We start from the raw sequence: 14,942 nt of genomic DNA, 5'->3' as shown, positions 1-14,942 counted from the left end.
GTGTCCTTTGCTTCAAATATGATTAGCTATCTACAATTGTTGCATATATGCCTACCCTAAAGCCCATTCACCAAATCGCCCGATTCTTGCTGCTGACCATGCTAGTGGGGCTTGGGGCCAATACGGCAGGTGCGGCTCAAGGGATTTCCCAGTACGGCAAACCAAAATATGCCGATGGATTTGCCCATTTTGATTACGTTAATCCCAATGCGCCCAGGGGGGGCACCCTGACTTTACCCAACCCGGGGCAAAGAACCAGTTTTGATAAGTTCAATCCATATACTTTGCGTGGAGTCACTGCCCCAGGTATCGATTTGATGTTTGAATCTTTAGCTGAGGGGAGTGCAGATGAAGTCTCTAGTATTTATGGTCTGCTTGCTGAGGATATTGAAGTAGCCAAGGATCGTAAGTCCGTGACATTTCGGATTCGTCCAGAGGCAAAATTTTCGGATGGCACACCAGTATTGGCTGCAGACGTGAAACACAGTTTTGATGTTTTGATGAGCGGTAAGGCCCACCCGCGTTACAAAACTACTTTTGCTGATATTAGCGAAGCGGTCGTACTTTCAGATCGATTAGTGCGGTTTGATTTCAAGAATAACAATGCTGAACTACCGATCTTGGCCGGAACGCTCCCTATCTTTTCTCGTAACTGGGGTAAGCGTCCTGACGGCACGATGATTGCGTTTGATAAGCTTGCGTTTGAGACACCTATTGGCAGCGGCCCCTACTTAATTGAATCTTTTAAGGCAGGCAAATCGATTGTCTACAAGCGCAACCCTGAGTATTGGGCCGATCAATTAAGTAAGCCCCTCAATGTGCGTGTGGGTTTTTATAACTTTGATCGCGTGCTTTACAAACTTTACAGTGATGACGCTGTCCGCCTTGAAGCTTTTAAGGCAGGGGAGTTCGATGCCATTGTCGAGTATCGCGCCAAAATCTGGGCCAAGGGTTATGTTGGCTCGAAGTTTGACAAGGGCACTTTGCTAAAGAAGGCATTCCTAAATCACAATGGGGCTGGGATGCAAGGCTTTGCAATGAATTTGCGCCGCCCTATTTTTAAAGATGTGCGAGTACGCGAAGCTTTGGGTTATGCCCTAGATTTTGAATGGCTCAACCGTCAAATTTTTTATGATCAATATAGTCGTATTAACAGCTATTTTCAGAATAGCGATTTGAGTGCAAATTTTGACGGTCCACGCAAACCTACTGAAGCCGAGTTGAAGCTGTTGAGACCATTAAAGGCAAGGTACCCACAATGGGTGCCTGATGCTGTATTCGGTCCAATGCCTCCAGCGCCATCTACTAAGCCACCAGCGACTTTGCGCCAGAACTTAAAGAAAGCCCGCGAGCTCTTGATGCATGCTGGCTGGCAGTATCGTGATGGCGCTCTGCGTAATGAAAAGGGTGAACCATTTCGTTTTGAGATTGTTGAAGACGGAGGATTCTTTTTAAGAGTCATTTCCGCTTACATCCGTAATTTGGAGAAGTTGGGTGTTCAGGTTGATATTCGGACAAGTGATTTCGCGCTTCATCAAAAGCGTATGGATGAGTACGACTTTGATATGACAACTATTCGCTTTCCAGATTCGCAAAATCCTGGCAACGAGCTGTGGGATCGTTTTGGTAGTCAAGCGGCCAAGGAAAAAGGCTCTGATAATGTCATTGGAGTGCAATCACCAGTGGTAGATGCCTTGGTTGAGGAGATTACGAAGGCACAAAATCGTGACGAGTTACGGGCTGCAACAAGAGCCTTAGACCGTGTTCTTTGGAATAGCTATTACGTTATTCCACAGTGGTACAACCCAACTCATCGCGTGGCATATCGCAAAGAGATGCATTACCCCGAGCCTCCTCTGTACTATTCAGCAGAGCCCTGGATTATGCAAAATTGGTGGAAAGAAGAGTCTAAATAATGCAAGGTCAAATGCGCGCCTATATTTTTAAGCGGCTACTCTTGATGATCCCAACCCTATTGGGCGTCTTGACTCTGACCTTTGCAGTAGTGCAATTTGTCCCAGGCGGTCCAGTGGAGCAAATGGTGCTCGAATTAAAGGGGAAGGGTGCTGGTGCAACTGGAGGATCTGAGTCATCTGGTGCTGGAGCAACCTATCGTGGGCGCCAAGGCGTTGATGGGCAACGCCTAGAGGAGGTCAAGGCGCTCTATGGATTTGATAAGCCACCGTTAGAACGTTACTTCATGATGCTCGGACGTTTTGCAAGATTCGATTTAGGCCAAAGCTATTACCAACATGAAAGCGTTTGGGGTTTAGTGGTCTCTAAATTGCCGGTGTCTATCAGTATTGGCTTGTGGACTTTCTTCATCACCTATTTAGTTTCTATTCCTTTGGGCATAGCGAAGGCAGTACGTGATGGCTCTCGCTTTGATGCTGTTAGCAGCAGCATCATTTTGGTTGGTTACGCCATTCCCGGATTTGTCTTAGGTGTCTTATTGCTGGTGGTTTTTGGTGGAGGCAGCTTCCTGCAGATATTCCCTTTGCGAGGTCTTACTTCTGATAATTGGAGCGATCTCAGTTTAATTGCCAAAATAATGGACTATTTGTGGCATTTGGTTCTGCCAATTACAGCCTCTGTGCTCGGTAGTTTTGCTGTTGTCACCATGCTCACTAAAAACTCTTTTTTGGAAGAAATTCGCAAGCAATATGTTTTGACCGCTAGAGCAAAAGGACTCACTGAAAAACAAGTTCTTTGGAAGCATGTATTCCGTAATGCGCTATTACCCCTTGTGACAGGTTTTCCTGCAGCATTCATTGGCGCATTCTTTACTGGCTCACTCCTGATTGAGACGCTTTTTTCATTGGATGGACTTGGCTTACTCTCCTATGAGTCTGTGATGCGCAGAGATTACCCAGTGGTATTTGGTACTTTGTATTTATTTACGCTGATTGGCTTGTTTACTAAGCTCATTTCAGATCTTTGTTACGTTTATATTGATCCTCGCATTCAGTTTGGCGCAGGGGGCGGGTCATGAGTCGTTGGCAGCGCTTTAAACAGAGTCGAATCGGCTATGCGAGCTTGTGGATCTTCACAATCCTATTTGGCTTATCAATGTGTGCAGAGCTCATTGCCAATGACAAGCCCTTGGTGGTGCGTTATGAGGGGCATTTTTATTTTCCGATTGCCAAGGACCAGGCGGAAACTGTATTTGGTGGCGACTTCTCGACCCCAACTGATTTCTTGGATCCCGATATTCGTCAAAACATTACCAGTAATGGCAATTGGGCAATCTATCCGCCAGTGCACTACAGCTACGAGACTCTGAATTACTTCTCAAAAGTTCCCAATCCAGCGCCGCCTTCGTGGGAAAACTGGTTGGGTACGGATGATCGCGGGCGTGACGTACTGGCACGTCTGATTTATGGTTTCCGCTTATCAATCTTATTTGGTCTGGCGCTCACAATTGTGGGTGTGAGTGTGGGCATCATTACTGGATCTCTGATGGGATTCTTTGGCGGTAAATTTGATTTAGTTTCACAACGGTTGATTGAAATTTGGTCAGCAATGCCAGAGCTTTACCTGCTGATTATTTTTGCCTCGATCTTTAATCCTAGCGTTTCCTTATTGATTATTCTGCTCGCTGCATTTGGATGGATGGGCTTATCTGATTACGTGCGTGCAGAGTTTTTTCGTAATCGTGCCTTAGAGTATGTGCGAGCGGCACGAGCGCTAGGTTTAACTAATGTGCAAATCATGTGGCGGCATATTTTGCCAAATAGCTTGACCCCAGTGATTACTTTTCTACCATTTCGTATGAGTGCGGCTATTTTGTCGCTGACAAGTCTAGATTTCTTGGGTTTGGGTGTGCCGCCTGGTACGCCAAGTCTTGGTGAGCTACTCTCTCAGGGTAAGGGTAACTTGGATGCTTGGTGGATTTCACTATCAACATTCGTAGTTTTAGTGGCGACTTTGCTATTGCTCACTTTTATGGGTGAGGCATTACGGGATGCTTTTGATTCTCGTAAATCAGGCGCGATGAGCGGAGGCCGTTCATGAGTTTGCTGCGTTACGAAGATCTTTGCATTTCATTTGGATCGGGGCGCCGTGAAAAGTTTGCCGTGAATCATCTCGATTTAGAGATTGGTATTGGCGAGCGCGTTGCTCTCGTTGGCGAGTCTGGCTCTGGCAAAACCTTAACTGCACTTGCACCATTACGTTTAGAGCCAGAAGGGGCCAAAGTATCTGGGAAGATATTGTGGAATCGAGGGGATGGGCAGGGCACAGTGGATTTACTTGCAATGCCAATACAAGATATCCGTGAAATCCGGGGCCGAGAAATTGCAATGGTGTTTCAGGAGCCAATGACTGCGTTAAATCCATTGTTTACTGTCGGCAATCAAATTATTGAAGCAGTGCAAATTTATCAACCCTTGATTTCTAAATCTGAGTGTATCGATGCGGCGATTGATTTACTCAGAAAGACTGGCATCCCTGAGCCAGAGCGTCGTTTTCATTCCTATCCCCATCAACTCTCAGGCGGCCAAAGACAGCGCGCCATGATTGCGATGGCATTGGCATGTAAGCCCCGCCTTTTAATTGCCGATGAGCCAACTACCGCGCTAGATGTCAGTTTGCGTTTGCAGATTTTGGATTTACTCAAGGAGCTCCAAGAGGAATCTAAAGATCAAGGGGGTATGGGTATTTTATTGATCACGCATGATCTGAATTTAGTAAAATACTTTGCCCAGCGTGTAGCAGTTTTAAACCAAGGCAACTTAATGGAGTCAGGGTCAACTAAACAGGTTTTTACTCAACCAAGCGACCCTTATACAAAGGCACTCGTTAATAGCAAGCCTGTTCGTAACTTAGCTCCTCTCATGCCGCTAGCCCCAGTGCTTCTCAAGACAGAAGATTTATCGGTAGCGTATCCAAGCTCTGAAACCGGCTCATGGTTTAAAAAAGCGCCACCCCATCAAGTATTAAAAAAGGTGAACTTCTCTTTAAAGCAGGGGCAAACGATCGGTGTGATTGGCGAATCAGGTTCTGGCAAGACCACGCTTGGTATGGCAGTGTTGGGTTTGCTAGGTGATTCTGCAGCGCTGGTCTCTGGAGAGGTTGATGTTTTAGGGAGTAATTGGCAACAGCTAAAACCAGTAGAGCGCCGTGCAATGCGCGCAAGCTTGCAAGTCATTTTTCAGGATCCATTTGGGTCGTTATCTCCCCGTATGAATGTGATGCAAATTGTGGCCGAGGGATTGGATATTCACTTTCCCAAACTCTCGGCAACTGAACGAGAAAATCGTGTGGTAGATATTTTGAAAGAGGTTGGCATTGATCGCTCAGCACTCACTCGCTACCCACATGAATTCTCTGGCGGACAAAGACAGCGTATTGCAATTGCGAGAGCGCTCATCTTGCGTCCACAAATTTTGGTACTAGATGAACCCACCTCTGCTTTAGATGTCTCAATACAAAAACAGGTTTTGGCCTTGCTTACTGAATTACAGAAGAAGTACAACTTGGCCTACCTCATGATTAGTCATGATTTGGCGGTGATCAGAGCAATGTCCCATGAGGTCATGGTGCTCAAGGATGGCAAAGTGGTGGAGTTTGGAGATACTGAAACCTTGATTCAGCACCCAAGTCAGACCTACACACGGGAACTTTTTGCTGCAGCTGAGTTGACTTAATTGGGCGGCAAAACCCACCTTAGATGGGCTAATTTGGTGCATTTGCCCTATTTTAAGGATAAATTATGTTTATAAACATGGACTTAAGACTACAGTCTGACTTGGTTGTTTAAGAATTCTTTGTTAAACTGATTCGATGCCTCTAAAAAAAGCGCTACTCATTAAGTTCCTTGGGCTTGCCCTGGGCTTATCTGTTTCCATCTCGACTTATGCAGTCGACGCGCCTAACGACGCCCCTGTTGAAGCGGTGGTGGTGCCTAAGGAAAGCATGTTTCAAGCAGGGCGCTCTTATATCTCACGTGTTTCTGATCGCTTCGTTGATACCGTCTCTGGAAAATCAGAAGAGTTAATTAATCGCGCCATGGAAGTCATTGGCGTACGCTATCGCTGGGATTCTGAGTTACCCCAGTCTGGATTGGATGGCAGTAGTTTTGTTGGCTACGTATTCAAAGACAAACTCGGGTTTTTGCTGCCACGCAAATCAACACAAATGAGCCGTGTTGGTAAACCGATCAATCGTGATGAGTTGCAGCCCGGTGATCTTGTATTTTTCAATACGATGCGCCTAACCTTTTCACACGTTGGTATTTATGTTGGCGACAACAAATTTATTCACTCCCCCTCCAAGGGAACAGCTGTTCGTGTTGATGATCTTGGAAGTCTCTATTGGGATAAGCGTTTTGATGGCGCACGTCGCTTAGATGGCAGTGATAACTTGGGTGATGCAGAGCGTAAAGAGCTGCTGAATGAAGTCAAAAACCTCAAGCGTAAGTCGCGCAGCCTGTAAGACAGGGGCTCTCTAGCCCTTTAGCTTTTCCTTAATTAAAACCATTTGCTCCTGCGCTGCAGCCTCTCCAGCAAGAATGGCTGCATTTCTGGATTTGAAATCACCGCCGCTCATTTGCTTGAGTTGAGGGGTAATCACAATGTCAGCGCTCTTCAATTCATATTGGTTAATACTTCTTTGCATAATGGAAATGGTTTGTTGCAAGACGCCAAAGGTACCGCTGGCATCTTGATGCACTGGCTCAGAAGAAATGTTGACCGCGATGACGATGGTTGCACCCATCTGTCTTGCGAAACTGACCGGTACTGGTGCCACTAATCCACCATCAACATATTCTTTTCCACCAATTACAGTAGGTTGAAAGACGCCAGGTACGCTGCACGATGCCCGAACAGCCTGGCCAGTATTGCCACTTCTAAACATTACCCCTTTGCCTGATTGCAACTCAGTGGCAACAATTCCGAGTGGAATGCGCATTTGCTCAATAGTTTTGTTTTGTACTTCTCGATTGACCATGTTTTGCAAGGCATCCCCTTTGATGAGACCTCCAAAACGCCCAACAAATGGTAAGTCCCAGTCGGCAATCGTGGCCTCATCCAAATTTAAGGCGAGGCGATTGAGTTCGTTGCCGGTAGCGCCTGAAGCCAGAAGGGCGGCAATCACGCTACCAGCACTGCTGCCAACGACGATATCGGGTCGAATACCCTGAGCCTCGAGGGCCTTAATGGCGCCCACATGGGCAAAACCCCTTGCCGCTCCTGCACCCAGTACTAATCCAAGCACTGGCTTTTTGCTTCCAATGAGGCTGCATGAGGAGAGGCCTGTTGTTCCAATCAGAGCGCCAATTCCTATACCCAGACCCATTAGGCGACGGCGCTCTGGGGAGTTTGGCTCCATAAGTGGTCCAATCTGCGGTTTTGATGAAATATTGTGCATATGGCTATTGTATTGAGCCTACCTTATAATGGATCCACGGTGAACGAAAAGGACTTCGTTTCGGCGCGAACCAATCCCCCAACTAGAATTAATGAGATGGATTGTTCGTAGTAGCTAGAGAACACCACAAACCCATTACTGAAATACATTTTTTAAAGCCTCATCAGGAAGATTCCTGATAGCCCGACTTTTATGGACGATCACAACAAGCGCGTTATTGAAACAGCCCTCCTGTGCGCACAGGAACCACTCAGTGTTGCTGATTTGTCTCGCTTGTTTGTTGAGGACATCACCACTGCAGATATCGAGGAGGCATTGCTAGAGTTGCAGCGCGCCTGGGACAACAAAGGAATGGAGTTAGTGCATATTGCGACTGGTTGGCGTTTCCAGAGTCGTTTATCAATGCGCGAGTACTTAGACCGTCTCACTCCTGAGAAGCCGCCTAAGTATTCTCGTGCAGTGATGGAGACTCTAGCGATTATTGCTTACCGCCAGCCGGTTACTCGCGGAGAGATTGAAGAGATTCGTGGTGTTGCTGTGAGTAGCAACGTCATGAAGCAGTTGGAAGATCGTGGTTGGGTAGAAGTCATTGGTCATAAAGAAACTATCGGTCGTCCAGGCCTGTATGCCACCACTAAACAATTTCTAGATGACTTGAGTTTGACAAACTTGCAAAGCCTGCCGATGTTGGAGGATGCCGCACCAATGGCTGCTGCAGAGCAGTTAGGTCAAGCAATCATTCAATTTGATGCAGATGCCACTGTAGAAACCGTAATCATCAACGCAGAAGATTCAATCAATGAAGTAGTAGAAGAAGTTACTCCTGAGTCTGAAGAACCATCAGACGAAACAAAATAATAATTAATGACAAGCTCTAACGAAAACGATTCATCCCCGGTAGTAAATTCATCGGCAACTCCCCCCAATTCAGATGCTGTGCCATCAAATACTGATGGCCCTAAGACTGAAGGTGGCGAGCGTCGCCCCCGTCGTCAAGGCGCAGGCGGCAGTAAACACCCTTTTAATAAGAAGCGCCCTTTCAATAAGGATCGGCCTCGTCGCGAAGGCGGTGAAAGCAATGGTCCGCGTGAGGGTGGCAATAGTCAAGGCAATCAAGCTGCCAAATTAGCCCCAAATCCAGCAGAAAGCGAAGCCTTATTTGCTTCAGTAGTTTCTGGTGAATTTGATGCAGCTTTGGATGCTCCTGAAGCCTTGGAGGTAAAAAATCCTGATGGTGTGAATGAGAGTGATATCACTCATCAAACTGGCGCAGAACGTCGTGCGCAACGCGCACAAGGTTCGCGTGAAGATGAAGATCCTGACGCGCCAACAGAAGAAGAAATGAGTAGCCTGCAGTTTGCGAACGTTGATGATTTACCACTCAGTTTGCGTGATGAAGTTTGGTCTGACCTCGATGGTTTAGATGATGATGCTGATGATGAAGATACCGTTAAGTTGCATAAGGTATTAGCTGACGTTGGCATGGGATCCCGTCGCGATATGGAAGATTTGATTATTCAAGGGCGAGTATCGGTTAACGGATTGCCTGCGCATATTGGTCAACGGATTGGACCAACTGATCAAGTTCGTATTAATGGCAAGCCAGTGCATCGCAAAATTCAGACTAAGCCACCGCGTGTGATCATGTATCACAAGCCTGCTGGCGAAATCGTGAGTCAGTCCGATCCTGAAGGTCGCCCAACTGTATTTGATCGCTTGCCAAAGCCGCGCCAGGGCCGTTGGATTGCAGTAGGTCGCCTAGACTTTAATACTGAAGGCTTGTTGTTATTCACTACTTCTGGCGAGTTAGCAAATCGCTTAATGCATCCCCGCTATGGTGTTGAACGTGAATACGCAGTGCGTATCTTGGGTGAGTTGAGTCAAGAAAACACAGCGCAACTAAAGAGCGGTATTACGCTTGATGATGGCCAAGCTAAATTCTTACGCCTAGCAATGGGTGGTGGTGACGGTGCTAACCGTTGGTATCACGTTGCATTAAGTGAGGGTCGTAATCGCGAGGTGCGTCGGATGTTTGAAGCGGTTGGTCATACAGTATCTCGCTTAATCCGAACTCGTTATGGCATTTTCTTATTACCTCCACGCTTAAGGCGGGGGAAATGGGAGGAGATTGAGGCCGGCGGTATCTATAACTTGATGAAGTCTGCAGGCTTAAAAATGCCGCAGCCGCAAGATAAGGGTCGTGGCCCTAATCCAAATAATCGCGATCGTCGTCCTACGGGAGAAGATTTCCAGCCTGATCCAATGCAAACCTCGGTTTCTTACTGGGGTTCTCGCGATGCCTTAACCCTTGCTAGTGGCCATAACGGCCTAACGCATCAGGGTAGAGGCGGTAAACCGGGCGGTAGCGGTACTTCTGCTGAGGGGCGCGGTCCTTTCCGGGGTCGCACCCAAGGTGGTAGACCTGGTCAGGGTGGCGGTCAGGCCGGACAAGGTGGTCAGGGTGGAAATGGTCAAGGCCAGAACCGCAACAAGGGTAAAAAAGTACATCATGGCCAGTCTGCCTTTGTAACTGGAAGCCCTCAAACTCCTGGGAATGGACCTAAACGGGGCGCGCCAAAAGGGCGAAAACCTTTTAACAAAGGCCCTAGAAAACCCCGTAATCCAGGCGAAAGCTTCTGATTTCTAACAGTTTTCCCTTAAAATCAGCTATAATTTTGGTCTTACAGCAGGTTTCTGCTGTTTTTAGTTTGTTTTAGTTATTACCGACTGATGTTGCGATCAACGTAAGTCGGCCTGTTCTGAATTTCGAGAATATGGGCTTTGAAGCCCATTTTTTTTTGCCATTTTGGTATGAAGGGTAGTCGTGAAGGATCAGCAGGTTATTTCTGCAGAGCTGGAAAACTTAGGTTACACGTTAGTGGATATCGAGCGTGAAGCCGGTGGTCTGCTGCGCGTCACGATTGAGAACCCCGATTATGAGCGTTTGATTACCGTCCTCGATTGCGAGAAGGTGAGTCATCAATTGAGCTACACCTTGCCAGTTGAGAACATTCCTTATGAGCGCTTGGAGATTTCTTCGCCGGGCTTAGACCGCCCTGTGAAGAGTGCAGCAGATTTTGAGCGTTTTGCTGAAATGGAAGTGGATTTGAAATTGCGTGTTGCCGTTGGCGGCCGTAAAAATTTTCGTGGTGTATTGCAAGGTTTGCTGACTGGTGAATTGAATTCACCTGATGCGAAATTTGGTTTGGTGTTTGAGGGTGCTGATGGTCAGCCCTCTCAATTGGAGTTTTCTTTAGCCGAGATCGACAAGACTCGGTTGGTCCCTGTTATTGATTTCAAAGGAAGAAAGTCATGAGCCGAGAAGTTCTCATGTTGGCAGACGCCCTAGCGCGTGAAAAGAACGTTGATCAAGTTATTGTGTTCGAGGCGCTAGAAATGGCGTTGGCCTCAGCCACTAAGAAACGTTATCCCAACGAAGATGTGGATATTCGTGTATCGATTGACCGCGAGTCAGGCGAATACGAAACCTTCCGTCGCTGGTTGGTTGTTCCTAATGAAGCTGGTTTGCAAGAGCCTGATAAAGAGATTCTGCAATTTGAAGCTCAAGAACAACTTGCCGATATGGAAGTTGGCGACTACATCGAAGAGCAGATTGAATCCTTAGCATTTGGACGTATTGGTGCGCAAGCTGCCAAGCAAGTGATCTTGCAACGTATTCGTGATGCTGAGCGTGAGCAAATTTTGAACGACTACCTTGAGCGTGGCGAAAAAGTCATGACCGGTACCGTGAAGCGCGCTGATAAGAATGGATTGATCATTGAGTCAGGTCGTGTTGAAGCTTTATTGCGTCGCGATCAAATGATTCCGAAAGAGAACTTGCGTTCCGGTGACCGTGTTCGTGCCTATATCCTGAAAGTGGATCGTGAAGCACGTGGCCCACAGATTGAACTCTCCCGCACTTGCCCAGACTTCTTGATCAAGTTATTTGAGAACGAAGTTCCAGAGATGGAGCAGGGCTTATTAGAGATTAAGGGCGCAGCCCGTGATCCTGGTATTCGTGCCAAGATTGCCGTTGTGACTTACGACAAACGCATTGATCCAATTGGTACTTGCGTTGGTGTACGCGGAACACGTGTTACTGCAGTGCGTAACGAAGTTGCTGGAGAAGCAGTCGATATCGTATTGTGGTCTGAAGATCCAGCGCAGTTTGTGATTGGTGCATTGGCTCCCGCACAAGTTTCTTCAATCGTGGTTGACGAAGAGCGTCATGCGATGGACGTAGTAGTTGATGAAGAGAATTTGGCAATTGCGATTGGCCGTAGCGGACAGAACGTTCGTTTGGCAAGCGATTTGACTGGTTGGCAGATCAACATCATGACTCCAGAAGAGTCTGCTGAGAAAACAGAAAAAGAAGCTTCTTCTGTACGTCAGTTGTTCATGGACAAATTGGATGTTGACCAAGAAGTGGCTGATATTTTGATTGAAGAAGGTTTCAATACATTGGAAGAAGTGGCATACGTGCCATTGTCTGAGATGTTAGAAATTGATTCATTCGATGAAGATACTGTGAATGAGTTGCGTACTCGCGCTCGTGATTCCTTGTTAACTATGGAGTTAGCAAAAGAAGAGCGTATTGGGGAGGTTTCTCAAGATTTACGTTCTTTAGAAGGAATGACAACTGAGTTGATTGCTAAGCTTGCTGACAATCAAGTTCATACCCGTGACGACCTTGCTGAACTAGCTGTTGATGAGCTAGTTGAGGCGACACAAATTGACGAAGAAACTGCGAAAACGCTCATCATGAAAGCGCGCGAACATTGGTTTACTTCATGAGAGGAAGTAGTGCATGGCAACAACAACAGTAAAAGTACTCGCTAAGGAACTTAAAAGAACCGCGGCTGACCTCTTGGAGCAATTGAAGTCGGCTGGTATCGATAAGAATTCTGAGGATGAGAGCATTACCGAGAAGGACAAGACTGTTCTGCTTGAGCATTTGCAAAAGGCACACGGTAATACCGAGGCTGGAGCTCGTAAAAAGATTACTTTAATCAAGCGCGAGAACTCTGAGATTCGTCAGGCGGATTCTGCTGGACGAACACGTACCGTTCAGGTTGAGGTACGCAAAAAGCGTGTGCTAGTGAAGGCGGGAGAAAAAGTGCCTGCAGCCGAAGAGGCGCCAGCAAAAGCAGCTTCACCTGCTGCACCAGCTAAGTCAATTCTGTCTGAAGAGGAATTAGAAAAACGCGCAGCTGAAGCAGCTCGTCAAGCGGAATTATTGGCTCGTCAAGAGGCAGAGATGCAGGCGGCTGAAGAGGCTCGTCAAAAAGAAGTGGCACAGCCTGTTGCTGAAGCTCAACCTGAGGACAAGGCTCCTGCCGCAGCCGCAGCTGCCGCTGAAAAGAAAGCCCAGAGCGATAAAGCTGCTAAAGAGCTAGCGGCAAGTAAAGAAAAAGAGTTGGCTGAGATTCGTGTTCGTCGCGCTGCTGCTGAAGCGGAAGCTTTGGCTATTCGTGACATGATGAGTGCGCCTGCCCGTGTTCTGAAAGCGCCAAGCGAAGTAGCCGCTGAAGAAGCGAAAAAGGGTACTTTGCATAAACCTGCTAAAGCAGAAGGTGCAGATGACAAGAAAAAATCTCCAGCTAAGGTTGGGGGTAAAACCATTAAGTCTGCAGAGACATCTTCTACTTGGCAAGAAGAAGGCGCCAAGAAACCAGGTGGCCTGAAAACTCGCGGTGATTCATCTGGTGGTGTTGGTGGTTGGCGCTCAGGCGGCGGTCGCAAAAAACAACGCCAAATCGCTGAAGCTAACGTAGATACAAACTTCCAGGTTCCAACGGAACCAGTGGTGCGTGACGTGCATGTTCCTGAAACGATTACGGTTGCTGAGTTGGCTCATGCAATGGCCGTCAAGAGCGCTGAAGTGATTAAGCTGCTGATGGGTATGGGCCAGATGGTCACTATCAACCAGGTACTGGATCAAGATACCGCAATGATCATCGTTGAAGAGATGGGTCATACCGCGCATGCTGCTAAATTGGATGATCCTGATTTAGATCTTGGCACCGATGGTCATGATGCAGAATTGCTACCACGTCCACCAGTCGTAACTGTCATGGGTCACGTTGACCACGGTAAAACTTCTTTGCTCGATAAGATTCGTGCAGCTAAAGTCGCTACGGGTGAAGCGGGTGGTATTACTCAACACATTGGCGCATACCATGTAGAAACTCCGCGTGGAATGATTACTTTCCTAGATACCCCAGGTCACGAAGCTTTTACAGCAATGCGTGCTCGTGGTGCTAAGGCAACGGATATCGTGATCTTGGTTGTAGCTGCAGACGACGGTGTGATGCCACAAACTAAAGAAGCGATTCACCATGCGGTTGCTGGCGGCGTGCCTTTAGTTGTTGCTATTAACAAGATTGATAAGCCAGAAGCTAATGCTGATCGTGTAAAAACTGAGTTGGTAGCAGAGCAGGTAGTTCCTGAGGAATACGGTGGAGATGTGCCATTCATACCAGTATCTGCAAAAACTGGCGAGGGTATTGACGCATTGTTAGAAAACGTACTTTTGCAAGCGGAAATCTTGGAGCTCAAGGCCGCAAAAGATGCTCCAGCTCAAGGCTTAGTGATCGAAGCGCGTTTAGATAAAGGTAAGGGACCGGTCGCAACGATCTTGGTTCAATCTGGAACACTTAAACGTGGCGACATGCTCTTGGCAGGCTCAACCTTCGGTCGTGTGCGTGCGATGATGGATGAAAACGGTAAGCCATGTAATGAGGCTGGCCCTTCTATTCCTGTAGAGATTCAAGGTCTATCTGAAGTGCCCGCTGCTGGTGAGTCTGTTCAGGTAGTTCCTGATGAGCGTAAAGCTCGTGAAATTGCGCTCTTCCGCCAAGGTAAGTTCCGTGACGTGAAGTTGGCGAAGCAGCAAGCATTCAAGCTCGAAACCATGATGGAAAACATGGAAGAGGGTGCAATTGAGGCGAAGCTGTTGCCATTGATCATCAAGGCTGACGTGCAGGGCTCACAAGAAGCTTTGTCACAATCTCTCATGAAGCTTTCTACACCTGAAGTGAAAGTGCAAATCGTTCACGCGGCTGTGGGCGGCATTACGGAAACCGACGTCAATTTGGCGGTTGCCTCTAAAGCAGTCATCATTGGCTTTAACTCACGTGCAGATGCGGCGGCTCGTAAGCTAGCTGAGAATAATGGTGTCGATATTCGTTATCACAACATTATTTATGACGCTGTTGACGAAGTGAAATTAGCTTTGAGCGGCATGTTGACTCCAGATAAGAAAGAAGAAATCACCGGTCTCGTTGAGATCCGTCAAGTCTTCTTGGTATCTAAAGTTGGTGCTATTGCAGGTTGCTTGGTGGTTGATGGCGTTGTTAAACGCTCTTCAAGCGTTCGACTCTTGCGTGACAACGTGGTTGTCTGGTCTGGCGAGTTGGATTCTCTTAAGCGCTTTAAAGATGATGCCAAAGAAGTTCGTGCCGGTGTTGAGTGTGGTCTGTCGTTAAAAGGCTATAACGATATTAAAGAAGGCGATCAGCTTGAAGTGTTCGAAGTTACAGAAGTAGCACGTTCACTCTAAGTTATCAGCC

11 protein-coding genes are annotated in these 14,942 nt (G+C 47.3%); 10 read left to right on the top strand and 1 reads right to left on the bottom strand.

The genetic code is table 11. The features are described from left to right. Nucleotides 1-47: 47 nt before the first annotated feature. The 5 genes from AOC07_RS06175 (at nt 48) to AOC07_RS06155 (ending at nt 6,435) form a co-directional block, all read left to right on the top strand. A complete protein-coding gene (locus tag AOC07_RS06175) occupies nt 48-1,916 on the top strand; it encodes an extracellular solute-binding protein (RefSeq protein ID WP_215357134.1) in 1,869 nt (622 codons plus the stop codon). A gap of 11 nt (nt 1,917-1,927) precedes the next feature. Next, nucleotides 1,928-2,992, top strand: coding sequence for a microcin C ABC transporter permease YejB (locus tag AOC07_RS06170; protein WP_215358493.1), 1,065 nt, complete (start codon nt 1,928-1,930; stop codon nt 2,990-2,992). Continuing rightward, nucleotides 2,989-4,014 (top strand): ABC transporter permease, encoded by a 1,026-nt coding sequence (locus tag AOC07_RS06165; RefSeq protein WP_215357133.1) that lies wholly within the window; start codon nt 2,989-2,991, stop codon nt 4,012-4,014. The genes AOC07_RS06170 and AOC07_RS06165 overlap by 4 nt, the downstream gene beginning before the upstream one ends. Continuing rightward, the gene (locus AOC07_RS06160) at nt 4,011-5,648 is read left to right on the top strand and encodes an ABC transporter ATP-binding protein (RefSeq protein ID WP_215357132.1); all 1,638 of its coding nucleotides are present in this window, start codon (nt 4,011-4,013) and stop codon (nt 5,646-5,648) included. Before AOC07_RS06165 ends, AOC07_RS06160 begins: the two co-directional genes overlap by 4 nt. A 136-nt stretch (nt 5,649-5,784) precedes the next feature. Continuing rightward, nucleotides 5,785-6,435: a C40 family peptidase gene (locus AOC07_RS06155; RefSeq protein WP_215357131.1), complete on the top strand. Its 651-nt coding sequence runs from the start codon at nt 5,785-5,787 to the stop codon at nt 6,433-6,435. Nucleotides 6,436-6,447: 12 nt separating this feature from the next. Here the strand turns inward: AOC07_RS06155 and AOC07_RS06150 are convergent, their stop codons facing one another. Next, entirely contained in the window at nt 6,448-7,332 is an 885-nt protein-coding gene (locus AOC07_RS06150; protein WP_371816711.1) for a patatin-like phospholipase family protein, read from the bottom strand. Between the two features lie 231 nt (nt 7,333-7,563). Between AOC07_RS06150 and scpB the strand changes: the two genes are divergently transcribed. The 5 genes from scpB to infB all read left to right on the top strand — a co-directional run bounded on the left by scpB (nt 7,564) and on the right by infB (nt 14,932). Further along, complete coding sequence (scpB, locus tag AOC07_RS06145; protein WP_215292299.1) at nt 7,564-8,229, top strand: SMC-Scp complex subunit ScpB; 666 nt, start codon at nt 7,564-7,566, stop codon at nt 8,227-8,229. A 6-nt stretch (nt 8,230-8,235) separates the two neighbouring features. After that, complete coding sequence (locus AOC07_RS06140; RefSeq protein WP_215357129.1) at nt 8,236-10,011, top strand: pseudouridine synthase; 1,776 nt, start codon at nt 8,236-8,238, stop codon at nt 10,009-10,011. A 184-nt stretch (nt 10,012-10,195) separates the two neighbouring features. Continuing rightward, complete coding sequence (gene rimP / locus AOC07_RS06135) at nt 10,196-10,687, top strand: ribosome maturation factor RimP (protein ID WP_215357127.1); 492 nt, start codon at nt 10,196-10,198, stop codon at nt 10,685-10,687. Next, entirely contained in the window at nt 10,684-12,165 is a 1,482-nt protein-coding gene (nusA, locus tag AOC07_RS06130) for a transcription termination factor NusA (RefSeq protein WP_215292293.1), read from the top strand. The genes rimP and nusA overlap by 4 nt, the downstream gene beginning before the upstream one ends. 13 nt (nt 12,166-12,178) lie before the next feature. Beyond that, a complete protein-coding gene (gene infB / locus AOC07_RS06125) occupies nt 12,179-14,932 on the top strand; it encodes a translation initiation factor IF-2 (RefSeq protein WP_215292291.1) in 2,754 nt (917 codons plus the stop codon). Nucleotides 14,933-14,942 lie beyond the last annotated feature (10 nt).

This window comes from Polynucleobacter sp. UB-Raua-W9, from assembly GCF_018687435.1.
In the GTDB taxonomy this organism is placed as follows: domain Bacteria; phylum Pseudomonadota; class Gammaproteobacteria; order Burkholderiales; family Burkholderiaceae; genus Polynucleobacter.
Note: the sequence above shows the minus strand (reverse complement) of the source record. Positions and strands in the feature narration are given on the sequence as shown.

Bases quoted from the DNA above. Each gene is read 5' to 3' on its own strand.
- AOC07_RS06155 (WP_215357131.1), top strand. From the start codon at position 5,785: ATGCCTCTAAAAAAAGCGCTACTCATTAAGTTCCTTGGGCTTGCCCTG.
- AOC07_RS06160 (WP_215357132.1), top strand. From the start codon at position 4,011: ATGAGTTTGCTGCGTTACGAAGATCTTTGCATTTCATTTGGATCGGGG.
- AOC07_RS06140 (WP_215357129.1), top strand. From the start codon at position 8,236: ATGACAAGCTCTAACGAAAACGATTCATCCCCGGTAGTAAATTCATCG.
- AOC07_RS06170 (WP_215358493.1), top strand. From the start codon at position 1,928: ATGCGCGCCTATATTTTTAAGCGGCTACTCTTGATGATCCCAACCCTA.
- infB (WP_215292291.1), top strand. From the start codon at position 12,179: ATGGCAACAACAACAGTAAAAGTACTCGCTAAGGAACTTAAAAGAACC.
- nusA (WP_215292293.1), top strand. From the start codon at position 10,684: ATGAGCCGAGAAGTTCTCATGTTGGCAGACGCCCTAGCGCGTGAAAAG.
- AOC07_RS06175 (WP_215357134.1), top strand. From the start codon at position 48: ATGCCTACCCTAAAGCCCATTCACCAAATCGCCCGATTCTTGCTGCTG.
- AOC07_RS06150 (WP_371816711.1), bottom strand. From the start codon at position 7,332: ATGGAGCCAAACTCCCCAGAGCGCCGTCGCCTAATGGGTCTGGGTATA.
- scpB (WP_215292299.1), top strand. From the start codon at position 7,564: ATGGACGATCACAACAAGCGCGTTATTGAAACAGCCCTCCTGTGCGCA.
- AOC07_RS06165 (WP_215357133.1), top strand. From the start codon at position 2,989: ATGAGTCGTTGGCAGCGCTTTAAACAGAGTCGAATCGGCTATGCGAGC.